Annotated in this window: 19 protein-coding genes; 9 read left to right on the forward strand and 10 right to left on the reverse strand. The window is 66.8% G+C overall.

What is annotated here, in order from left to right:
* The 4 genes from AC1DIO_RS17440 to AC1DIO_RS17455 form a co-directional block, all read right to left on the reverse strand.
* Window positions 1–1,028, reverse strand: a 1,028-nt coding sequence (locus AC1DIO_RS17440; RefSeq protein WP_476853747.1) for a DUF3300 domain-containing protein, incomplete at its 3' end; no start/stop codon positions are given.
* A gap of 66 nt (window positions 1,029–1,094) precedes the next feature.
* A complete protein-coding gene (locus AC1DIO_RS17445) occupies window positions 1,095–1,673 on the reverse strand; it encodes an OmpA family protein (protein WP_476776646.1) in 579 nt (192 codons plus the stop codon).
* Window positions 1,674–1,689: 16 nt separating this feature from the next.
* Entirely contained in the window at window positions 1,690–2,115 is a 426-nt protein-coding gene (locus AC1DIO_RS17450; protein WP_476826872.1) for a hypothetical protein, read from the reverse strand.
* 342 nt (window positions 2,116–2,457) lie between these two features.
* Window positions 2,458–3,192, reverse strand: a complete 735-nt coding sequence (locus tag AC1DIO_RS17455) for an outer membrane protein (protein ID WP_476770537.1) — start codon at window positions 3,190–3,192, stop codon at window positions 2,458–2,460.
* A gap of 490 nt (window positions 3,193–3,682) precedes the next feature.
* Between AC1DIO_RS17455 and AC1DIO_RS17460 the strand changes: the two genes are divergently transcribed.
* Window positions 3,683–3,913: a twin-arginine translocation signal domain-containing protein gene (locus AC1DIO_RS17460; RefSeq protein ID WP_441491082.1), complete on the forward strand. Its 231-nt coding sequence runs from the start codon at window positions 3,683–3,685 to the stop codon at window positions 3,911–3,913.
* Window positions 3,914–4,078: 165 nt separating this feature from the next.
* Here the strand turns inward: AC1DIO_RS17460 and AC1DIO_RS17465 are convergent, their stop codons facing one another.
* Window positions 4,079–5,689 (reverse strand): GMC family oxidoreductase, encoded by a 1,611-nt coding sequence (locus AC1DIO_RS17465; protein WP_441506671.1) that lies wholly within the window; start codon window positions 5,687–5,689, stop codon window positions 4,079–4,081.
* 191 nt (window positions 5,690–5,880) lie between these two features.
* Window positions 5,881–7,365: a MocR-like pyridoxine biosynthesis transcription factor PdxR gene (gene pdxR / locus AC1DIO_RS17470; RefSeq protein WP_476853748.1), complete on the reverse strand. Its 1,485-nt coding sequence runs from the start codon at window positions 7,363–7,365 to the stop codon at window positions 5,881–5,883.
* 166 nt (window positions 7,366–7,531) lie between these two features.
* Between pdxR and AC1DIO_RS17475 the strand changes: the two genes are divergently transcribed.
* The 8 genes from AC1DIO_RS17475 to AC1DIO_RS17510 all read left to right on the forward strand — a co-directional run bounded on the left by AC1DIO_RS17475 (window position 7,532) and on the right by AC1DIO_RS17510 (window position 18,226).
* Complete coding sequence (locus AC1DIO_RS17475; protein ID WP_476776926.1) at window positions 7,532–8,638, forward strand: mandelate racemase/muconate lactonizing enzyme family protein; 1,107 nt, start codon at window positions 7,532–7,534, stop codon at window positions 8,636–8,638.
* Window positions 8,635–10,128 carry an aldehyde dehydrogenase family protein gene (locus AC1DIO_RS17480; protein WP_476853749.1) on the forward strand — a complete coding sequence of 498 codons (1,494 nt, stop codon included), beginning with the start codon at window positions 8,635–8,637 and terminating at the stop codon, window positions 10,126–10,128. Before AC1DIO_RS17475 ends, AC1DIO_RS17480 begins: the two co-directional genes overlap by 4 nt.
* 24 nt (window positions 10,129–10,152) lie before the next feature.
* Complete coding sequence (locus tag AC1DIO_RS17485) at window positions 10,153–11,451, forward strand: NAD(P)/FAD-dependent oxidoreductase (protein WP_476853750.1); 1,299 nt, start codon at window positions 10,153–10,155, stop codon at window positions 11,449–11,451.
* A 168-nt stretch (window positions 11,452–11,619) separates the two neighbouring features.
* Window positions 11,620–12,675 (forward strand): ABC transporter substrate-binding protein, encoded by a 1,056-nt coding sequence (locus AC1DIO_RS17490; RefSeq protein WP_476776927.1) that lies wholly within the window; start codon window positions 11,620–11,622, stop codon window positions 12,673–12,675.
* Window positions 12,672–13,820, forward strand: a complete 1,149-nt coding sequence (locus AC1DIO_RS17495; RefSeq protein WP_441506677.1) for an ABC transporter ATP-binding protein — start codon at window positions 12,672–12,674, stop codon at window positions 13,818–13,820. The genes AC1DIO_RS17490 and AC1DIO_RS17495 overlap by 4 nt, the downstream gene beginning before the upstream one ends.
* Window positions 13,817–14,731, forward strand: coding sequence for an ABC transporter permease (locus tag AC1DIO_RS17500; RefSeq protein WP_476824761.1), 915 nt, complete (start codon window positions 13,817–13,819; stop codon window positions 14,729–14,731). The genes AC1DIO_RS17495 and AC1DIO_RS17500 overlap by 4 nt, the downstream gene beginning before the upstream one ends.
* Before the next feature lies 1 nt (window position 14,732).
* Window positions 14,733–15,548, forward strand: a complete 816-nt coding sequence (locus tag AC1DIO_RS17505) for an ABC transporter permease (protein ID WP_441491091.1) — start codon at window positions 14,733–14,735, stop codon at window positions 15,546–15,548.
* Between the two features lie 155 nt (window positions 15,549–15,703).
* Window positions 15,704–18,226, forward strand: a complete 2,523-nt coding sequence (locus AC1DIO_RS17510; RefSeq protein ID WP_476853751.1) for a rhomboid family intramembrane serine protease — start codon at window positions 15,704–15,706, stop codon at window positions 18,224–18,226.
* A 24-nt stretch (window positions 18,227–18,250) separates the two neighbouring features.
* Here AC1DIO_RS17510 and AC1DIO_RS17515 read toward each other — a convergent pair whose 3' ends face one another.
* The 4 genes from AC1DIO_RS17515 to AC1DIO_RS17530 form a co-directional block, all read right to left on the reverse strand.
* Window positions 18,251–19,069 carry an MBL fold metallo-hydrolase gene (locus tag AC1DIO_RS17515; RefSeq protein WP_476853752.1) on the reverse strand — a complete coding sequence of 273 codons (819 nt, stop codon included), beginning with the start codon at window positions 19,067–19,069 and terminating at the stop codon, window positions 18,251–18,253.
* A gap of 241 nt (window positions 19,070–19,310) precedes the next feature.
* On the reverse strand, window positions 19,311–19,694 hold the full coding sequence (locus AC1DIO_RS17520) for a nuclear transport factor 2 family protein (RefSeq protein WP_476853753.1): 384 nt from the start codon (window positions 19,692–19,694) through the stop codon (window positions 19,311–19,313).
* 97 nt (window positions 19,695–19,791) lie between these two features.
* Complete coding sequence (locus AC1DIO_RS17525) at window positions 19,792–20,445, reverse strand: TVP38/TMEM64 family protein (RefSeq protein WP_476776933.1); 654 nt, start codon at window positions 20,443–20,445, stop codon at window positions 19,792–19,794.
* Window positions 20,442–21,176, reverse strand: coding sequence for an SDR family oxidoreductase (locus AC1DIO_RS17530; protein ID WP_441491098.1), 735 nt, complete (start codon window positions 21,174–21,176; stop codon window positions 20,442–20,444). The genes AC1DIO_RS17525 and AC1DIO_RS17530 overlap by 4 nt, the downstream gene beginning before the upstream one ends.
* Window positions 21,177–21,201 lie beyond the last annotated feature (25 nt).

Here is a 21,201-nt window from a genome sequence, read left to right on the forward strand (position 1 = left end):
CCAGCCGGCCCGGGGCCGCCAATGCCGCCAACGCCACCCGGGGCGCCTGGCCGGMCAACGCCGCCTGGGCCTCCCGGTCCGCCAACACCGCCTGGGCGGCCTGGRCCGCCGGGGCGGGCGAGGCCGGGCTTGGAGCCCTGCCCGGGCCGATACCGGTCAGGGTCGGGCCGCCACGGCTTGGTGTTGCCGATGTTGTTCCCGCTGCCGATGGTGTTGCCGCCGCCGATATTGATCTCGTTGCCGATATTGATGTTTCCGCGCCCGGGTGCGCCGGGATAGCCGGGCCGGTAGCCGGGATAACCCGGCCAGCGCGGCGGATAGACCGCGCCGGTGCCCCAGTTCCACGGGTTGTTGTACATCACGGCGCCSACGGCGATGGCCGTCCCGAAGGTCAGGAGCGCGCCCGGKACGGCGGAGGCGACCGGCTCGTAGACGACGCCGGGGTCGTAACTCGGAACATAGATCACCTCCGGTTCCGCCGGCTCGATATAGATGACGTTGCTGGATCCCTCGGTCTTCTGGACGACGGTCTGCTGCGGCGTCGATTTCAGGGCTCCGCCCTTTGCCGCCTGGGCTCGGAGATCCTGGATGACAGCGGCGACATCCGTCGGCTGGTAGACGAAGGCGTCGCCGAGATCGCTCGTCCAGTCGAGGTTCTCATTCATCTGCTTGATCAGGTCGGGAAACCGGATCAGCGCCTTCACGCTGGCATCCCAGTTCATGGCGTCGGCTGCCGTGAAGTCGGCTTTCTCGACAGCCGCCTTGTTGCGCTCGATCCAGCGCGCCGCCTGCACGATGTCGAGCGGATAGGCCGAGGCCGGCAGCAACTGGGCGAGCAGCGGGTCGGGGTAGAGCGCGATCGGCTTCACCAGCGGCTCGATCTCCGCACGGGTGAAGACCGTGTCCGCTGCCTGCGCCGGTGCAGCCTGTGGCGCTGGTGCGGCCTGCTGGGCGAATGCGGCGCCGAGGCCCGGGAGAAGGACGCTGGCCGGAGCCAGCGCCAGCGCCATTGCGGATAGGGCGATCATTCCGTGTCGCATGCCGTCCTCGCGCTCAAATGTCTGCCACCAAGCCGGTCCATTGCCGTCCGGCCCCTATCTGAAACGACCCACATTCACGATCTGGACGCGCCGATTGGCTGCTGCGTCCGGGTTCTTCCGGTTCTGCAACTGCTCTTCGCCGAGGCCGACCGAGACAATCCTGGCGGGGGCGATGCCGAATGTGGTGACCAGCGCGTCGCGAACAGCATCGGCCCGCTTCTGGCTCAGCGTCAGGTTGGACTTGCGGTCGCCGACCGCATCGGTGTGGCCGACGATGAGGAACTTGTATTCCCGCAAGGTCGGGTGAAGCAGGGAGTCGGCGATCACGCCGACCGTGCGGAATGATGCAGGGCGGATCACCGCCGAGCCGGTCCGGAACTGGATCTCGACCGTAAACTGCGAGAGATTGTCCAGTTCCTGCGAGAGAGGCTCGCGCAGCGAGGCATCCGGCCCGCGGTTGGCGGCGACACTGTCGACGGCCCGGCGCCGGAGCGCGGCGACGTCGATGGATTTCGACTGGTCGAGGACGTTCAGCGTCTCGATCAGTTGCGTGTCGTTGAGCCGCTCCTGGGCGTGCACGGTTGCGGGGGCGAGGGCGATTGCCGCGCAAAAGACGAGGGCGATGGGCTTCATCGGGTGCATTGTCCCTTCAGTTCCAGCCGGCATCGACGATGGCCTGCTTGCAGCCGCTGCTGACGACCTTGGACGCGGTCAGCAGGCACTGCAGCCTGTAGCCGTCATGGGGCTGCACGCCGCTGCAATATTGACCAAGGTCGCGCTCGCAGACCTTGACTGCGGCAGCCTGGGCATTGGCCCGCTTCGCGAGCGACTGGAAGACTTCGGCCGAAGCGGCCTTGCAGCCCACCGATAGCCGCGCCTGGTTCCGATCAAGGCACGTTTTGACGGCGCCGCCGCCAAGCGAAACCTTCGAGCAAAGCTTGTCGATGTCCGAACCGCAGGACTTCGCCAGCCGATCATAGGCTTCGGCGAAGGTGAGCGTCTGGGCGGAACCGGCCAGTGGGATGACCAGGCTAGTTAGCAGGCAGGTTGCGGCGAGGGCTCTGCGTAGACTCACGATCGTCTCCCTGTGTTCGGTCGGTAATCCCTTGCGCTCTCTTTTCTGCCCGCCCTAGGGGGAGGTCAGAAAAGAGAGCGTATCCGAAGGTTCCAGCCAATCAAGCGGTCAGGCGATTTCAGCGAGACCGGCGTTCTTGGCGCCGGAAAACGCCAGGGGGATGAGTTGATCGATCAGGGCGAGCGCGAAGACATCTCGAGCGCCGGCATTAGAGAATGTCGGCAGCTTCCGAGTTTCGTCGTGACAGGGGGCGAACAGAGGCCGCGCTTGTGGCGCGGTCGGATGAAGGGAGAAACAGCCCGGCGCATGGGCCGGGCTGTTTGCAGATCCAGAGTGTCCGGCTCAGAACTTGTAGTTCACGCCGACGCGAACGATCCCGCCGCCGCCGCCGCCACTGGTGGTGGCGGTATAGATTCCGGCCGGGAGCACGCCGCCCGCGGGGTTTTGGAAGACCCGGGTCTGTCGGCCCTCGCCGGTATCGACGTAGAGACCTTCGAGCTTGACCGTCCAGTTATTGGTGAAGGCGTATTCGACGCCGCCACCGATGGTCCAGCCGGCATTGCTTGTCGTGTTGCCGGTCAGCGGGTTGCTGTTCAGGCCGCCATAGGCCAGACCGCCCGTGATGTAGACCAGGGTCCGATCGAAGGCGTAACCGATGCGGGCGCGCACGGTGCCGAAATACCCGCCGTCACCACCGCCATTATTTGCCCACCAGGTGTATTGCCCCCAGGACATATTGCCGTTCGATCCGACATACTGGATATCGGTCTCGAGACCGTAGACCCACGCGCCGGATTGCCAGTTATAGCCGATCTGGCCGCCGCCGACGAACGTGCCGTCGCCGCTATTGCCGCCCAGAATTCCGGAAGAGCCAGCTGTCGGCCCGGTAATGGTGATGTTACCCGAGTCGGCCCAGCCCATGCCGGCGTTGAGGCCGATGTAAAATCCGGCCCAGGTGAAGACGGGAGCGTAGACGATCGGGGGAGGCGGCGCTTGGCGGCTGGGAAGATCGGCCGAGAGGGCCGACGTCGCCAGGCAGGTTGCAAGGACGGCGGTGGATACAAGTCCTAGTCGCATGGTGTCCTCCGAAGTCAGGAATAGGCCAGCCTATCTGTTGCACATCAAATTGCGGCGGTGAACCCGAATAATCGGCCTAATTTACTGATGGATGTCAAATATTCCCGATAGCGACAATTTGATCACTTAGCCAATTATGAATGCGAATTCTCGATGACGTGAGGTCAATCAATCCATGGGTGCGCCTTGAAGGTTGTCAGGACGGGGATACCGGAGTGTGTTTGATCTCGGCGGTCGCGCAATGCGTATTCGGAGCGGCGATGATTGGCCGAAATGGGGTTGGGTCATCGGGCGCGTGCGAATAATCTTGTGCGCGAGGCCGGCCGAGCCCATAACCAGCCTGCCAGCAATGACGCGGACGGTTGTCTTGCCTCAGGCTGCGGCCGCGGCTGGCCCGGCGTCAAACATGGTGTTCTGGAGCGGCAGGGGGGCGGCCAGGGGTGGCCAAGGGGGCAGCAAAGACGGTTCATCGATCCAAAGGAGTTTTGCCATGAGCGAAGTCTTCAATCCGGACGTGATCTCTCGTCGACATGCCCTTTCCTTCTTGTGGTCGGCGGCTGCACTGGGCCTCGCAGGGGCTGCCACAGTCCTGACAAGTTCACCTTCCGAGGCCGAGACCGCGGGCATGGATCGACGCGGCGACAGGCGCACCGGGCGCGGGGAGCGACGCGACGTTCGCCGCACCGGACGCACCGATCGGCGTGAGGAGCGCCGTCAGTGAGTGGCTGCTGAAGGTACAGCGGAAGAGCGGGATACGATGGCGGCCCCTCTGCGCACCATCCCTGCGTAGGGATGTGGTCGCCACCGTCTCGCGCGCCATTTGAATCTCAAGCCCGGTACGGCGACGCCGCTCACGCCAGCGACGGAAGGTCCTCCGCAGTGCGCGTCACTCTGCCAGCATGATCTCGGCCGCACGCTCGCCGACCATCATCGCCGGAGCGTTGGTGTTGCCGGAGGGGATCGTCGGGAAGATCGAGGCATCGGCGATGCGCAGGCCGCTGAGGCCATGCACCCGCAGGCTCGCATCGACAACTGAATCCGCAGGATCGGGCCCCATCCGGCAGGTGCCGCAGGGGTGGAAGACCGAATAGGCCTGCTGCCGGATGGCGTCGATCTGCGCCTCGTCATCGGCGCAGTCCGGCCCCGGACGGATCTCGCGCTCGATCAGGGCGGCGAAGCTCGGCGCCGATGCCAGGCGGCGCAGGAAGCGTGCACCGGCCAGGATGTCGCGGATATCCTCCGGATCGGAGAGATAGTTCGGCTCGATCACCGGGGCGACATGGGGATCGGCCGAGCGGATCGCGACATGCCCGCGGCTGCGCGGCCGGCAGGGCGAGACGCTGGTGCTGAAGCCGGAGAACGGATCGGGCTTCATCAGGGCGCGCACGCCGGGCAGGGCGCGCTCATAGCTCAGCGGCGAGAAATAGAGCTGCATGTCCGGACGCTCGAGCCCCGGCCGCGTCTTGAAGAAGCCGCCGCCCTGATTGACGCTGAGCGAGAGCGGGCCGCTGCGGTGAAGCGCATAGTGCAGCGCCATGCCGATGCGGCCGGGCCAGGAGAGCAAGGCCTCGTTCAGGCTGGGCCGCCTGGACCGGTAGACATGGTCGTAGCAGAGATGGTCCTGGAGATGGGCGCCGACCGCCGGCAGGGCGTGCAAGGGCGTGATGCCATGCTGCGCCAGAAGCGCGGGCGCGCCGATGCCGGAGAGCTGCAGGAGCTGGGGCGAATTGATTGCGCCCGCCGCGACGATGATCTCGCCGGCGGTGCGGAAGCTGACGGGCGCGCCGTCGCGTTGCCCTTCGACGCCGACGGCGCGGCGCCCCTCGAACAGGATGCGCGAGGCGAGCACGCCCGTCTCGACCTTGACGCGCCCGGTCTTGCGGGCCGGATGCAGATAGGCGCGTGCCGCCGATTCACGCAGGCCGCCGCGCGTCGTGATCTGGTAGATGCCGGCGCCCTCGCAGCTTTCGCCGTTGAGATCGGGGTTGAAGGGCAGGCCGGCCTCTTGCGCCGCCTTGACGAAGATCGGGGTCAGCGGGTGGACGACCGAGGCGATGTCCTCGACATGCACGGGGCCGCCCGCGCCATGCCACTCTGACGCGCCGAGCGCATGGTCCTCCATGCGGCGATAGGCGGCGAGCACCTCGCGCCAGCCCCAGCCGGGATTGCCCATCGCCTCCCAGCCGTCGAAATCCTCGCGCTGGCCGCGCATATAGACCATCGCATTGATCGCGCTCGACCCCCCGACGACCTTGCCGCGCGGCTGGTAGATCTGGCGGCCGGCGAGGGCGGGCTGGCTTTCCGTCCGGTACATCCAGTTCAGGCGCGGGTGGTAGAAGGTTTTGCCGTAGCCGATCGGCAGATGCAGCCAGGGGCTCAGGTCGCGCGGCCCGGCTTCCAGCACGAGGATGCGGCCGCGCCCGGCCAATGCGAGGCGCCCGGCCAGCGCGCAACCGGCCGAGCCCGCGCCGATGACGATGACATCCCATTCCTCCAAGATGGACTCCCTGCCGCTTCCGGCGCTGCCTGAACATCAGGCTCGCGATGTGTTTGCATCGGCTTTCCCCGAAAACCGCGATCCACGTTTCGGGCCGATGTCTTAGGTTGGATTGGGCTTGTCGCTAAGGACCATTCTGTTCGAAGCGCCAGTCCAATCGGTGGGGATCAGGCCGGCGATCAGGCCCAGGATCAGGTCGAATTGAGATCGTCGATCGCCTGGCGCAGGCCAAGCACGCCGGCCTGGGTCTGCGCCGGCGTGAAGCCGCTGAAGCCGAGCACGAGCCCGTCGCGCTCCACCGGCTCCAGGCTGAAGCGGCTGATCGGCGCCACCGTGATGCCGCGCCGGGCGGCGGCCTGCGTCACCGCAACGGCATCGAGCCCCTCGCGCAGGAAGCCGATCGTGTGCATGCCGGTATGGGTGGGCACGACGGTGAGAGCGCCCGCCAGATGCGCATCCGCCGCGGCGATCAGCGCCTGGTGGCGCTCCTGGTAGAGCTTGCGCATGCGCCGGACATGGGTGGCGAAATGGCCCTCGACGATGAAGTCGGCGACGATGCCCTGCAGCGCCGTCGGCACGCCCGGCGAATAGGCGTCGAGGCAGATGCCGATCTGCTCGGCGAGCTGCGGCGGGGCGACGAGGAAGCCGAGGCGCAGCGAGGGGAACAGCGTCTTCGAGAAGGTGCCGACATAGATCACGCGGCCGGTCAGGTCGATGCTGGTCAGCGTCGCCATCGGCGCGCCCTGGAAGCAGAACTCGCCGTCCCAGTCATCCTCGATGATCCAGGCGGAACTCGCCTGCGCCGCCTCCAGCAGGGCCAGCCGCCGTTCCAGGCTCATCTTGGCGCCGAGCGGCTGCTGGTGCGAGGGGGTGACGAAGGCGAGCTTGAAATCCGGCGCGCGGCGCAGGCCTGCCTCGACGATCAGGCCGGCCTCGTCGACCGGCACCGGCACGATATCGGCACCCGACAGGATCAGGCTGTTGCGGGCGCCGATCGCGCCCGGATTCTCGAACCAGACCTTGTCGCCGGGATTGATCAGCGTCGCGGCGAGCAGCTGGAAGGCCTGCTGGGCGCCGGCGACGATGAAGATCTGCTGCCATTCGCAGGCAATGCCGCGGTTGAGCCGCAGATGCGCGGCGATCGCCTGGCGCAGCACCGCCTCGCCATGGGGATCGGGATAGCCCAAAACCTGCTGGCGGGCCTTGCGCCAGTGCCGGCCGGAAAGCTTGGCCCATTGCGCCATCGGGAAGGCGTCAAAAGCCGGCATCGCCGTAGTGAAGGCGCGCGGCTGGTGCGGCAGGCGCGTGCCGAACAGTTTTGAGGCGGAATCCATCGCCTGCGCCAGCCGGAGTTTTGCGGTCGGCACGGCTACCGCCGCGGTCACTGGGGCCGGCCGCTCGCTCGCCAGCGCCTGGCTGACATAGGTGCCGGCACCGACGCGGGTCTCGACCAGCCCCTCGGCGGCGAGCCGGTCGAAACTCTCGACGATGGTGGTGCGGGCCACGCCGAATTCCTGCGCCAGCGTGCGCGTCGCCGGCAGGCGCTCGCCGACCTTGAGCGCGCCGCTCAGGATGAGTTCGCGCAAGCCCACGCAGACCTGGACGCTGAGCCCATGCTGCCCCTGTCGATCCAGCACGATCGATTGCAGCAGGACACCTTCTTCGCGTTTGACCATATCGCTCCAGTGATCCTGCCCAAGCCAGCACCGGTCGCGATCTCTGCGATTGGACTGCTGCTTTCGCCAGAATGGACCTTGGGTTCAGACCAATTCAAGTCCCTTTCTGAGCCCACGCCGCCTGGCAATCGCGCTGGGCCATGGCGATGGATTGGCGGCGGCAATAATGAAGATCACCCGTCTCGAAAGCTTCACGACGCCGGATGTCGGCTTCGTCCGTGCCACCTGCGAGGATGGCAGCCAGGGCTGGGGGCAGTTCTCGCCCTATAATGCCGACATCACCGCGACGGTCTTCCACCGCCAGGTCGCCCGCTGGGCGATCGGCTGGGACGCCTTTGCGGTCGACGACCTCGTCGCGACGATCGGCGAGCGCGAGCACAAGTTCCCGGGCTCCTATCTCTGCCGGGCTCTGACCGGACTCGACACGGCGCTCTGGGACCTGCGGGGTCGCAAGGAGCGGAAGAGCGTCTGCGAATTGCTCGGCGGCACGCCGCGCCCGTTCACGGTCTACGCCTCCAGCATGAAGCGCGGCGAGATCACTCCCGAGGCTGAAGCCGAGCGCCTCGCCCGGCTGCGCGACGCCCATGGCTACCGCGCCTTCAAGTTCCGGGTCGGGCGCGAATGCGGCCGCGACCTCGATGAATGGCCCGGCCGTACCGAGGCGATCGTGCCGCAGGTCCGCGCCGCGCTCGGCGACGCGGCGACGCTGCTGGTCGATGCCAATAGCGGCTATACGCCGGCAAGCGCGATCGCGGTCGGCCGTATGCTGCAGGACCATGGCATCGTCCATTTCGAGGAGCCCTGTCCCTATTGGGAACATGCCTGGACGCGTGAGGTCCGCGAGGCGCTCGATCTCGACGTCACCGGCGGCGAGCAGGATTGCGACCTCGCGATCTGGCGGGCGATGATCGACGGGCGCGTCGTCGACGTGGTGCAGCCGGATATCTGCTATCTCGGCGGGGTCGGGCGGATGCTGACGGTGGCGCGCTGGGCGGCCGAGGCGGGCCTGCCGGTGACGCCGCATTCCGCCAACCAGTCGCTGGTGACGGTGTTCACCCTGCATGTCATGGGCGCGCTCGCCAATGCCGGTCCCTATGTCGAGTTCTCGATCGAGGGGCCGGATTATTACCCTTGGGAGCAGGGGCTGCTGCGCAACCCGCCCAAGGCCCGCGACGGCATGGTCGCAATCCCCTCCGAGCCCGGTTGGGGCGTCGAGATCGAGCCCAGCTGGCTGGACCGGGCCGCCTATCACGTGACCGAGGTGTCGGCGTGACCCTCGACCGGGAGAAGCTGGTCGAGGAAGCGCGACGCACCGGCACACTGGCGGGACTGCCGCGCGGGCATTTCATCGGCGGCCGGCTCGTTGCCTCCGTCTCGGGGCGGGAGATGGAGAGTTTCGACCCCGGCCGCGGCGTCCCGTTCGCCAGCGTCGCAGCGGGCTCAGCCGAGGAGGTGGCGGCGGCGGTCGCGGCGGCACGAGCGGCGCTGTCTGGCCCCTGGTCGCAGATGACGCCGGCGGCTCGCGGCGAGATCCTGATGCGGGCGAGCCATCTGCTGCGCGAGCGGGCGGCGCGTTTCGCCGTGGTCGAGACGCTCGATTCCGGCAAGCTGCTCGCCGAATCCGAGGGCGATGTCGGCGGCGTCATCCGTGCCTTCGCCTATTATGCGGGGGCCGCCGACAAGCTGCATGGCGACAGCGTGCCGCTTGGCCCGGACTATCTCGGGGTGACGATCGAGGAACCGGTCGGCGTCGTCGCGCAGATCGTGCCGTGGAACTATCCGCTCTCGACGGCCGCGCGCGGCGTCGCGCCGGCGCTCGCCGCCGGCTGCACCCTCGTCGTCAAGCCGGCAGAGCAGACGCCGTTCACCACGCTGATGCTGGCGGAACTGCTGCATGAGGCCGGCCTGCCCGACGGCGTGCTCAATGTCGTCGCCGGCACGGGAGCGGAGGCGGGCGCAGCACTCGTCGCCCATCCCGGCATCGACCACATCACCTTCACCGGTTCGGTCGCGACCGGCCAGCGCGTGATGCGGGCGGCGGCCGAGCATGTAACGCGGCTGGCGCTCGAACTCGGCGGCAAATCCCCCGTCGCGCTGATGGCTGATTGCGAGATCGGGCTGGCGATCGAGGGCGTGCTCGGCGCGATCTACGAGAATGCCGGCCAGATCTGCTCGGCCGGCTCGCGGCTGATCCTGGAGGCACCTATCGCGGACGAGGTTCTCGACCGGCTCGTCGCACGCGTTTCAGCGATGCAGCTCGGCCATGGCCTGGGCGAAGCCGGCATAGGGCCGATCAATTCGGTGCAGCAGCTCGCGCGTATCGAGGCCCATGTCGAGCGGGCGCGCGCGGCCGGCAACCGCATCCTGATCGGCGGCGGCATCGTTCCCGCAGCCGAGTGCGGCAGTGGCTGGTTCTATCGTCCGACCATCATTCTCGCCCGCGGCCCGGACGACCCGCTGGTGCAGGAGGAGATCTTCGGCCCGGTCCTGACAGTGCAGATCGTCGCGGATCTGGAGGAGGCCATCGCGGCGGCCAACGCGACCTCCTATGCGCTGGTCGCCGGCATCTACACCCGTGACCATTCCAACGCCTGGCGCTTCGCGCGCGCCGTCGATGCCGGCCAGGTCTACATCAACGAGTTCTTCGCCGGCGGCATCGCCATGCCCTTCGGCGGTAACCGTAAATCCGGCTTTGGCCGGGCCAAGGGCATGGCGGGCTTGCGCAGCTACTGCAAGCTCAAGAGTGTTGTGGCGCGGCTCTGAACGGGCCCGGGGGGAAACGACGGAATGTCGACTGAGCTGTTTACCGCCGATTTCAAGGCGGCACCCTATTGGTGGGACGGAGTCCCGCGGCCGGAATTGCCCCGCTCGGAGCCGCCGAAACAGGCCGATGTCGTGGTTGTCGGCTCCGGCTATACCGGCCTGCATGCCGCGCTCCAGACCGCCAGGGGCGGGCGCAGCACGGTGGTGCTCGATGCGGAGGCGGCCGGCTTCGGCTGCAGCACCCGCAATGGCGGCCAGATCTCGACCAGCATCAAGCCCGGCCTCGCGGCCCTGGCGCGCCGTCACGGCGAGAAGCGGGCCTTTGCCATTCTGCAGGAAGGCCATCGCTCGCTGCGCTGGATCGCCGAGTTCGTGCGCGAAGAGGCGATCGACTGCGATTTCGGCGTGGTGGGGCGCTTTCACGCCGCCCATTCGCCGGGCCAGTACGAGATGCTGGCGCAGCGCGTCGACAACCAGACCAAGGGCCTCGAAGTGCCCTGCCATGTCGTGCCGCGCACCGAGCAGCGCGACGAGATCGGCTCGGATCTCTATCATGGCGGCGTGGTCTATGCCGGCCATGCCTCGGTCAATCCGGCGCGCTATCACCAGGGCCTGCTGGAACGCGTCCTCGCGGCCGGCGCCGAGCTGGTGCCGTTCTGTCCGGCGACCGCGATCACCCGCCAGGGCAAGGACTTCCTGGTCGAGACGCCGCGCGGCACGATCCGGGCGCGCGACGTCATCGTCGCCACCAACGGCTATACCGGGCCGGCGACCGGCTGGCTGCGCCGCCGCGTCATCCCGATCGGCAGCTACATCATCGCGACCGAGCCGCTGGAGCCGGCGCTGATGGACAAGTTGATCCCGCGCAACCGCATCGTCAGCGATACCCGCAAGGTCGTCTATTACTACCGCGCGTCGCCCGATCGGCGGCGCATCCTGTTCGGCGGCCGCGTCTCCCTGAGCGAGACGGATCCGCGGCGCAGCGGGCCCAAACTCCATGCCGACATGAGCGCGATCTTCCCCGAGCTGGCGCAGACACGGATCAGCCATTCCTGGTGCGGCTTCGTCGCCTATACCTTCGACGAGCTGATGCATGTCGGCCGCCATGACGGGCTCTACTACGCCATGGGCTATTGCKGGGCGGGCGTCGGCACGGCGAGCTATTTCGGCATGCGGCTCGGCCAGCAGGTGCTTGGCCTGGCCGAGGGCAAGACGGCGCTCGACGACCTGCCGTTCCCGACGCGGCCCTTCTACAGCGGCAATCCCTGGTTCCTCGCACCATCGGTCTTCTATTACCGCTGGCGCGATCGCCTGGCCCGATGAGCCAGCAGGATCGTCTCTGCGGATTGGCCTTCCCCAATTCTCAGAATGGACCTTCTGGCCAGACCAATTTCAACAAACTCTGCACGCTCTCAATGGTGGGAAGCTGGGTCGCTACAGCGACTGCGCGACTGCCGCTGGACATGTGCCCCTCAGCTCAGGAGATATGACATGCAGTGCCCGCCGATCCTGCCGTCGCGATCGACCCTCGTCCTTCTCCTGAGCCTGGCCGGAGCGATGCCGGCCCTGGCGCAGGAGCTCACCGTTGTGTCCTTCGGCGGCTCCTATCAGGAGGCGCAGAGCAAGGCGCTGTTCGTGCCTGCCGCCAAGGCGCTGGGCATCAAGCTCAAGGAAGAGACCTATAGCAGCATCGCCGACCTGCGCCTCAAGGTGAAGGCTGGCGCCGTGACCTGGGATGTCGTCGCCAGCGGCTCCGGCAGCGCGGCGCGCGCGGGCTCCGAGGGCATTCTCGAAAAGCTCGACTACAAGGTCATCGACACCTCGAGCTTCGTGCCTGGCACCGCGCAGGATTACTGCGTCGGCGGCGACGTCTTTTCCACGGTTCTGGCCTGGAACACCAAGACCTACGGCGAGAAGGGCCCGCAGAGCTGGGCCGATTTCTGGGACGTCAAGACATTCCCGGGCAAGCGCTCCTATCGCAAGGGCGTGGCGGGTGCGCTCGAGCCCGCCCTGATGGCCGACGGCGTGCCGCCGGAAAAGGTCTACGAGGTCCTGTCGCAGCCCGGCGGCATCGAGCGCGCGATCAAGAAGATCCGCGAGCTGAAGCCGCATATCGCGGTCTGGTGGAGTTCTGGCGCCCAGCACGCCCAGCTGATGAAGGATGGCGAGGTCGACATGATCACCGGCTGGAACGGGCGCTTCGACGTCGCCGCCAAGGACGGTGCCAAGGTCGCCTACACCTTCAACCAGGCGCTGCTCGACTATGACTGCTTCGCCATCGCCAAGGGGGCGCCGAACAAGGACCTGGCGATGAAGTTCCTGGCCGAGATCAGCAAGCCGCAATACCAGGCCGAATTCACCAAATACATCACCTACGGGCCGACCAACAAGAAAGCCTACGACCTCGGCACGATCGAGGCGGCCTATGCCAAATCACTGCCGTCGCATCCCGACAATGCCGCCAAGCAGGTGCCGATCGACCTCGACTGGTACACCAAGTTCGAGACCCAGGCCTCGGCCGCCTACCAGAACATGCTGACCGAATGAGACTGGCGGCTGATCCCGGCGAGCGGGAGGCTGCCATCGCGGCAGCCCCGCTCGTCTCACCCGCAGGCAGGGCGCTGCCGATCGCAGTGCGGCGCTTGAGCAAGGCCTATGGCGCCGTCTCGGTGCTCGACGATGTCGATCTCGACGTCAGGCCCGGCGAGTTCCTGACTCTGCTCGGCCCATCGGGGTCGGGCAAGACGACCCTGCTGATGGCGATCGCCGGCTTCCTGCGGCCCGACAAGGGCAGCATCCGCTTCGGCGAGCGCGAGGTCGTCCGGCTTGCGCCGCACAAGCGCGAGATCGGCATGGTCTTCCAGAACTACGCCTTGTTTCCGCATATGGACGTCGCCCGCAATGTCGGGTTCCCGCTCAGGCTGAGGCGCGTCCCGGCGAGCGAGATCGCCCGGCGCGTCGAGGCCGCGCTGGAGATGTTCCAGCTTGGCGGCTATGGCGGGCGCAGCATCAACCAGCTCTCCGGCGGCCAGCGCCAGCGCGTCGCGCTTGCCCGGGCCATCGTCTTCGAGCCGCGCATCATCCTGATGGACGAGCCGCTCTCGGCGCTCGACAAGCAGCTGCGCGAGCGCATGCAGATCGAGCTGCGCCAGCTCCATGACCGGCTCGGCACCACCACCGTCTATGTCACGCATGACCAGCGCGAGGCCCTGACCATGTCGGACCGCATCGCGGTGCTCGATCGCGGTCGGATCGCGCGGATCGACACGCCGCGTGCGATCTACGACCAGCCCGGCAGCCGTTTCGTCGCCGAGTTCATCGGCGAATCCTCGTTTCTCGATGTCGCGGTCACCGATGGCATCTGCCGGGCTGCCGGCGCCGTCATCCAGGCGCCCAAGGTCCCGGCCGGGCAGCGGAACTGCGTGATGATGCTGCGCCCGGAACGGCTACGCATCCTCGACGGCAGCGAAACCGAGGCGATGAACCGCTTCGAGGGCACGGTCCAGAGCGCGATATACCAGGGCGACACGCTGCTGCTGCAGCTCGTGCTGGGCGATGGCAGCCTGGTCAGCCTGCGCATGGCGACACGGGGCGACGATGCCGCGCCGCCGGCACGCGGCACGCCGATCGCGGTCGGCATCGCCGTCAGCGACACCGTCCTGCTGGGCGACGAGGGGAGGGCGCGCAAGTGAGCGCGCCCGGGCTCAGCATTGCCGGCGGGGCCGGCGACGATTTCCATGCCGCGGCGCTGCACCGCGACCATTGGCGCGAGCGGTTCGGGCTGGCGGCGCTGGCCGCGCCTGCGCTCCTGCTCGTCACGATCACGGTGCTGCTGCCGGTCGGCTGGCTCTTCGGCCTGTCTTTCCTCGACGATGCCGGCGCACCGAGCCTGGAGCATTACCGGCGCATGCTGGCCGAGCCTTCCTATGGCCGGACCTTCCGCACGACCTTCGAGATCAGCCTGCTGACCACGGCGATCTGCATCCTGCTCGGCTATCCGCTCGCCTATTTCCTGTCGCAGCTGCCGCGGCGCGCCGCCAATCTCTGCATGATCGCGGTGCTGCTGCCGTTCTGGACCTCGCTCCTGGTGCGCACCTATGCCTGGCTGGTGCTGCTGCAGCGCCGCGGGCTGATCAACACCTGGGGCATGGAGCTCGGCATCTGGAGCGAGCCGCTGCAGCTCGTCCACAATGTCGCGGGAACGCTGATCGGCATGGTCCATATCATGCTGCCCTTCCTCGTCCTGCCGCTCTACGGAACGATGCGGGCGATCGACCGCGACCTGCTGCGGGCGGCCTCCAGCCTCGGCTCGACCCCGGCTCACGGCTTCTGGACCGTGTTCTTTCCGCTGTCGCTGCCCGGTCTTGCCGCGGGCTCCGCGCTCGTCTTCGTGCTCTGCCTCGGCTTCTACGTGACGCCGGCGATGCTCGGCGGCGGCAAGGTGACGATGGTCTCGAACCGCATCGCCAACGATATCGAGCTGTTCTTCAACTGGGGGGCGGCGAGTGCGCTCGGTGTCGTGCTGCTAGTGATCACGCTCGTCGTGCTCGTCCTGGCTGCCCGGCTCTCGCGCGGCGCGGGCCTCTTCGGCGCGGGGCATTGATATGAGCTGGTTCGATCGTCCCGCCAGCGACACGCAGATCACGCACCGGTCGCGGCTCTGGCTCTACGGGCTCGGGGTGCTGGTGCTCGCCTTCCTGGCCCTGCCGACGCTGATCGTGATCCCGATGTCGTTCTCTCAGTCGCAGTATCTGGAGTTTCCGCCGCGGCAATGGTCGTTGCGCTGGTACGAGGCGTTCTTCTCCTCGCAGAGCTGGATGGCGGCGACGGGGACCTCGCTCAAGGCCGGCATCTGCACGGCGCTCGTGGCGACGCCGGTCGGCACGCTTGCGGCCTATGGGCTGCATGTCTCGCGGCTGCGCTTCGGCGGGGTCGTGATCCTGGCGCTGCTGACGCCGACGATCGTTCCGGTCATCCTCGTCGGCGTCGCGCTGTTCTATGCCTTCGTGCAGCTCAAGATGGTCAATTCCTTCCTCGGCATCGTGCTCGCGCACACGATGCTTGCCGTGCCGATCGTGATGATGATCGTCGGCTCGGCCCTGAAGAGCTTCGATCTCGACCAGGAGCGCGTTGCCCGCAGCCTGGGCGCGACGCGGGCGCAGGCCTTCCTCCAGGTGACGATGCCCCAGATCGGCTTCGCCATCGTCACCTCGGCCCTGCTCTCCTTCCTGACCTCCTTCGACGAGGTGGTGGTCTCGCTCTTCGTCTCCGGCGGCGACAACTCGACGCTGACGCGCGCGATGTTCATGGCGCTGCGCGACCAGATCGACCCGACCATCGCGGCGATCTCGACCATCATGATCGTGATCACCTCGCTGCTTCTGGCGGCCTCGCAACTGCTGGGCAAGGCGGAGAAATAAAGGCAATGGAGTCAATCCTTTGCCGGTAGATTTGGCACATGCCGGCCGACCTGGCGAGACCGTGACAAGCTGAGCGGCGCGCCCTATTCATGGCAACCTGAGCTTGCGGCCGACCAAAGCAGCGCAACGCTGCCGGCCATGATCGGGATGGGGGTATGGGGGACGCACCGGATTGGGTGAAGGGCGGCGTTCTGCGCCGCGGCCTGGCCTTCCTGATCGATCTTGTCGTCGTGATGATCGTCACCCAGGCACTGGCGGCCGTCCTGTTCCCGCTGTCGAATGGGGCGTTGATCGACGGCTCCAGCTTCATGACGGACTGCCGGCCCGCGCAAGGCCGCCCCGCGACGATCGAGATCCCGGCCGGCTTCCGGCCGACTTCAGTAAGCATCTGCACGAAATCGCTGTTKGGGCAGCCGACTGCCCGGTTCTACACGCTGTCGCGGCAGGGGGCCGATTCAAGCGTCACGACCTCGCTCAGCTATGCACTGAACGCTGAGAACCAGATGACGCTGGCCTTCGATCTGTCGATCCTGCAATGGCCGCTGCTGGCGCTGATGCGGTGGCTGCTGGAGATCCGCGGCGTGCCGAGCCTCGGGCGCCATCTCTTGTCCCTGCGCGTCCTGCCGCGGTGGGACGAGCCGGTCACCGCAGCAGAGATCCGCGCCGCGCTCGCCCGGCGCTATAGTCTGTTCGCGCTGCCCGGCGTGGCGCCTCTGGCAATGGCGGTCCTGCTGTTCGCTGCCCTTCGCTCAGGGGTGCCGCTTCCGAACGATCTGGCATCCATCCTGGGCTTCCTCGGCAACCTGCCGCTCGCCATGGCGGTGATCGCCGCCTTGTACGCGATCGCGCGGGGGCGCGATGCCTTCTACGACGAAGCCGCGGGAACCACCGTGCTCCGCCTCGTGAACGGGGCCAGGGAGGTCGCATCTGAGCAGCCCCCTGGTGCAGAACCTGGCATTCCCGGCGGCGCTCCGCGGAAAGCCGCGCTGTCCGCCGGTCTCCAGCCCGTCCCCTGGGCGACGCTGGCGCTGGCAGCTCTTCTCATCCTCGTCTTCATCGGCGAATTGGTTGAAACCTATGTCCGGTCGCAGAGCCTCGGTGTCACCGGGATGACCATCGTGCTGTTCGGCGGCGTCTCCAGTGAACTCGCGATCCAGGCCGGGCAATGGTACCGCCTCGCCCTCGCCATGTTCCTGCACTGGAGCCTGGCGCATCTGATCGGCAACGTCGTCATCCTGGCGATCGCCGGCTGGTTCCTGCAGCCGGTCCTCGGGATGGGCTGGCTTCTCGCCATCTTCCTGCTCGGCGGGCTTGCGGGGGCTCTCGGTTCTATCCTGGTGAACCCGGCAACCCTGATTGGTGCAGGGGCTTCCGGCGCCATCATGGCCGTGATCGCTGCGGGCCTCGTGGTGAGCCTCCGGCTTGCCGACGATGCCCGCCGGCTCTGGCTGCAGGCATTCTGCGTCGCGATCCTGCTCGCAACCTTCCTCGCCGGCGGCAGGCTCGCGGCTGGAGAGCTCGACCATGCCAGCCATGGCGGCGGTGCTCTTACCGGGGCCATGCTCGGCGCCCTGATCCTGCGGTCCTGGGATGCCGGGACGCGGCGTCCGCGCTGGGCCCGCCCCGCGCTTGCAGTCGCACTCGGCCTGACAGCCTTGACATTCCTCTCGATTCCGCGCGCGGGCTTTGGTGACGTCGCCCTGGCGCGGTTGACCATCCCGCCGGAGCAAGTGCCAAAGACCGATGCCGAATGGTTCGCACGCTCCGCCGAGCTCGTTCGCCAGTATCCGCGCGATCCGCGCAGCCATCTCGCCCATGCCGTCGCGGTCGGCAACGACAAGGCTGCGCGCGAGAGGGCCTTGACGCTGGTCAGCAGGACCCAGGCGGCCCTGTCCCCGGCCAGTCTTCCCGAGGTCGAGCAGAACGCCTTCCTTGTCGTGGGCGAAGCGCGGCGCAAGGCGCGAGACTGGGAAGCCGCGCGCGACCTCTTCACACGCGCGAGCGCCACAACGGCGCCGCCTATGCCCGCGATCTATGGCTGGCGCGCACAGACTGAACTCGCGCTCGGCTTGCTTGACGCGGCGCTTGAAGACGCAGAAGTCCAGGTTCGCCTGCAACCATCCAGCACCCAGGCGCTGGTCGATCTGGCTGGTATCTTCGACGCCATGGGCCGGCAGCGCGACGCGATCACTAGGCTCGATCAGGCGCTCGCCATGGAGCCGGACAATGCCGGCATACTGCGCTATCGCGGCTGGCTTGCCTTCTTCGACGGCCGGCCCAAGAAGGCCATTCAGGACCTGGAACGGGCTCTCACGCTGAAGCCCGAAGACGCCTATGCCGCCCTGTGGCTGCACATCGTCTCCGCACGTTCGGGGCGAGGGGGGCGGCTCGCCTCGGCGGCCAAGGGGGTCGACATGACTGTCTGGCCAGCCCCGATCATCCAGTTCTATCGCGGCGAGATCGACCGCAACGTCTTGCGCGCGGCAACGCAGAGCCGAGACCCGATCACGCATGGCGAACAGACCTGCGAGGCGAATTTCTATCTCGGCGAATGGCACCTTCTGGAGAATGCCAAGGCCGAGGCCGACCCGTTCATCTTCTATGCGGCCACGAGTTGCCCGAAGACCTTCGTGGAATGGGCGGCCGCCCGCACCGAGCGCCGCCTGATCGAGCGGTGAGGGGCGCGGGACGCCCCGACCTCGTCAGACCGAGATCCACTTCTCATCCAGCACTGCTGCGCGCCCCTCATCCCTGAGCTTGAGCAGATGCGCCGCCACATTGCGCTCGGCGGCGCGGCGCAGCCAGGGATCGGTTTGCGAATAGAGCCGATCGACGAGATCCCAGGTTCCCATCGGTCCGGCTTTTAGCGCATCGGCAATGGCGTTCTCGCGCCTGAGGCGATGCTCCAGCAGCTCGGCGACATAGGGCTGCGGATTGGGCAGCGGCGGCCCATGCCCGGGCAGATACAGGCTGTCGTCGCGCGCCAGCATCAGCCGTAGGCTTGCAACGTAATCGGCCATGTCACCGCCCGGCGGCGCGACGATGCTGCTCGACCAGGACATGACGTGGTCGGCGCTGAACAGGATCCCGTCCMGGAAGGCAAAGCAGAGATGGTCGGAGGCGTGTCCGGGCGTGTGGATCGCCGTCATCCCCAATGCGGTGTCGCCGTCCTTCAGCAGGATATCGGGGATAAAGGCGTCATCGGCGCTGAGATGGTAGGCGTATGTCTTCGCGCCGGTGCGGGCCTTCAGGCCGGCGGTCGCGCCGAGATGGTCGGAATGGGTGTGACTCAGCACGATCGCAGAAACCGCACCGCCCGTGGCGCGCAGGATGTCGTCGAGATGCCCGGCATCGTCGGGGCCGGGATCGAGAACCACGAAGCCGTCGCCATCCTCGATCAGATAGGTATTGGTGCCACGATAGGTMATCAGGCTCGGATTATTGGCGACGATACGGGAGATGCCGGGGACAACCTCCATCGGCCGGCCACGCGGCGGCTCCGGTTCAGTCAGAAAGGCCAATATCCTATCCTTCGCTGGGGCGATGCAGACCGAGCCCCGTCCTGCTCGCTCTTACGCGATGTCGAAGGCAGGAGAAATTGCGCGCAAGGTATAGCGGGGTTCTGCCTCTCGGTGATCGTCTCGGATGCCATGCTCCTCGTCGGGAGCGCGGATGACCGCAGCTTCCAGCATGCGGCATTCGCCCATGGCGATCCGGTGATCGGACAAACCGGCTCGCCACCAGGCAGTCAAACCAGCGCGCTCAGGCATCCTGCAGCATCGTCTCGGTGTGGAGGGCGCATTTCCAGGATTGGCCATCCCTGACCCATGTCGTGCTATCCGCGCATTTCATGTCCATGGGTTTGCCCTTCATGTCGCCCTTCTGATGCACCTTGTAGGCGATGACGGCGACTTCGTCGGTCGGCATGATCACGTCGACATCGCTGAGCTTGAAGCTCCGCAGCGTCCACCGGCCTTMTTCCGTCATGGTTTCATACCGGTCGGGGTCGATCTTCATCGCCCCCATCGGGCCGGTGATCAGACATTCGCTGGCGATCATCGATTTCGCGAGCTTGGCATCCTTGTCGACCATGGACTGCCAGAAGCGCGTCTCGAGATCGATGATGGTTTGCTTGTCTCCGGACATGGCTGTTCTCCTTTGACGAAGAGAACGAGCATCGGTGGAGCAGGTTCCGGGAAGGGCGCCGCCGCCCGCCGCCCGCCCACCGTTGCATCGTCATGGCTCACAGGCCCTGCGCAGATCGCCTGCGGATGAGCGTCCAGGCGAGCAGAAGTCCGACACTGATGGTGATCGCAGCATAGATCGCCGGTGCGGGATTGCTGAACGTGCTCTTCGAACCTGCCCAGGCGACGATGAAGGCAAAGGGTATGACGCCGACGCAGTAGCCGAACAGGAAACGTCGAAACCGCATCCGGGTCATTCCGGCAATGGTGCAGCTGAGCTCGGGCAGGATCGGCAGCGCCTGACACGCAAACAGCGTGAGCAGATCGTTCTTCGCAAAGGCTCGCTCGATCTCCGCGAGCTTTTCGCCATCCTTGAAAAGCCTGGCGAGGACGGGTCTACCAAAGCGGCGCCCCATCCCATATCCGCCGAGCCCCAGCAGCATCAGCCCGGTGGTGGCGGAGGCTCCGCCCAGGAGCGGGCCCATCGCATATCCCGCGATCAGGATCGTCGTCATCGTGGGCACTGCAATCAAGAGGTCGATCGCCAGCAGGAGGACGACACCCGCCCCCAGATAGAGCGGATTGATCTCCTTCGCGGCCTCGATGAAGGCCAGCGCACTGCGCTCGGAGACCAGACCTGTCGATTTGACGATGAGCGCGGTTGAAGCGAACGCGAGCGCAAGGACAAGCGCGACTTTCAGAAGCCCCTTCATGAGCCGCGCATCATCCTGCGACTGAGCCCGGGCGCCAGCCTGGATGTCAGCGGCAAGAGCCTCGCCTTTCCGACATGGATTTCCGGCCGCGCACACCTGACGCCCGCCAGGATCGCCTCCGCGGCATCGCGAGCCGATATCTTTCCGCTGCCGCGCCCCGCCGTCATCGGGGTCTCGACCAGGGGAAGGATCGCCTCGATCACCGCCACCCCGTCCGTTTCGAGCTGGTACCGCAGGCTCTGGGAAAAGCTGTGCAGCGCCGCCTTGGTCGCGCAATAGAGCGCCGTCCGCTGCTTCGGGAGGAGAGCCAGTCCCGAGGAGATATTGACGATCGCGGTGCCCATGCCCTGCCGTCTCAGACCCGGCAGAAATGCGTGGGTCAGCAAGGCCGGGGCCAGCAGGTTGACCGCAATTTCGGCGTCCATCTGCAGGGGATCGAAATCGGGATCGGTCAAGGCGACGGGATATTGGAGCGCCGCATTGTTGATGAGCACGCTCAGATCGGCATGGCGCGCCGCGATATCGGCTGCCACCGCCCTGACGGCCGCAGGATCGGCCAGGTCGATATCGATCGCCTCCAGTCCGTTGCGCGGCTCGAGCCGGCTTGCGCTTCGTGCCAGCACAATGACGGAGTGCCCGGCGGACAGGAGCTTTTCCAGCATCTCGGCTCCGATGCCCGAGGTGCCGCCCGTCAGAACGACTTTCGAGGATCGAGAAAGCGGGGTACGCATTCCGATGTCTTGTCTCCTTTGTGTC

Source organism: Allobosea sp. 05T439 (genome assembly GCF_056396005.1).

What these genes read in the sequence shown, in the direction of transcription:
- AC1DIO_RS17445 (WP_476776646.1), bottom strand. Translation starts at nt 1,673, where the DNA reads ATGAAGCCCATCGCCCTCGTCTTTTGCGCGGCAATCGCCCTCGCCCCC.
- AC1DIO_RS17455 (WP_476770537.1), bottom strand. Translation starts at nt 3,192, where the DNA reads ATGCGACTAGGACTTGTATCCACCGCCGTCCTTGCAACCTGCCTGGCG.
- AC1DIO_RS17460 (WP_441491082.1), top strand. Translation starts at nt 3,683, where the DNA reads ATGAGCGAAGTCTTCAATCCGGACGTGATCTCTCGTCGACATGCCCTT.
- pdxR (WP_476853748.1), bottom strand. Translation starts at nt 7,365, where the DNA reads ATGGTCAAACGCGAAGAAGGTGTCCTGCTGCAATCGATCGTGCTGGAT.
- AC1DIO_RS17475 (WP_476776926.1), top strand. Translation starts at nt 7,532, where the DNA reads ATGAAGATCACCCGTCTCGAAAGCTTCACGACGCCGGATGTCGGCTTC.
- AC1DIO_RS17490 (WP_476776927.1), top strand. Translation starts at nt 11,620, where the DNA reads ATGCAGTGCCCGCCGATCCTGCCGTCGCGATCGACCCTCGTCCTTCTC.
- AC1DIO_RS17495 (WP_441506677.1), top strand. Translation starts at nt 12,672, where the DNA reads ATGAGACTGGCGGCTGATCCCGGCGAGCGGGAGGCTGCCATCGCGGCA.
- AC1DIO_RS17505 (WP_441491091.1), top strand. Translation starts at nt 14,733, where the DNA reads ATGAGCTGGTTCGATCGTCCCGCCAGCGACACGCAGATCACGCACCGG.
- AC1DIO_RS17525 (WP_476776933.1), bottom strand. Translation starts at nt 20,445, where the DNA reads ATGAAGGGGCTTCTGAAAGTCGCGCTTGTCCTTGCGCTCGCGTTCGCT.
- AC1DIO_RS17530 (WP_441491098.1), bottom strand. Translation starts at nt 21,176, where the DNA reads ATGCGTACCCCGCTTTCTCGATCCTCGAAAGTCGTTCTGACGGGCGGC.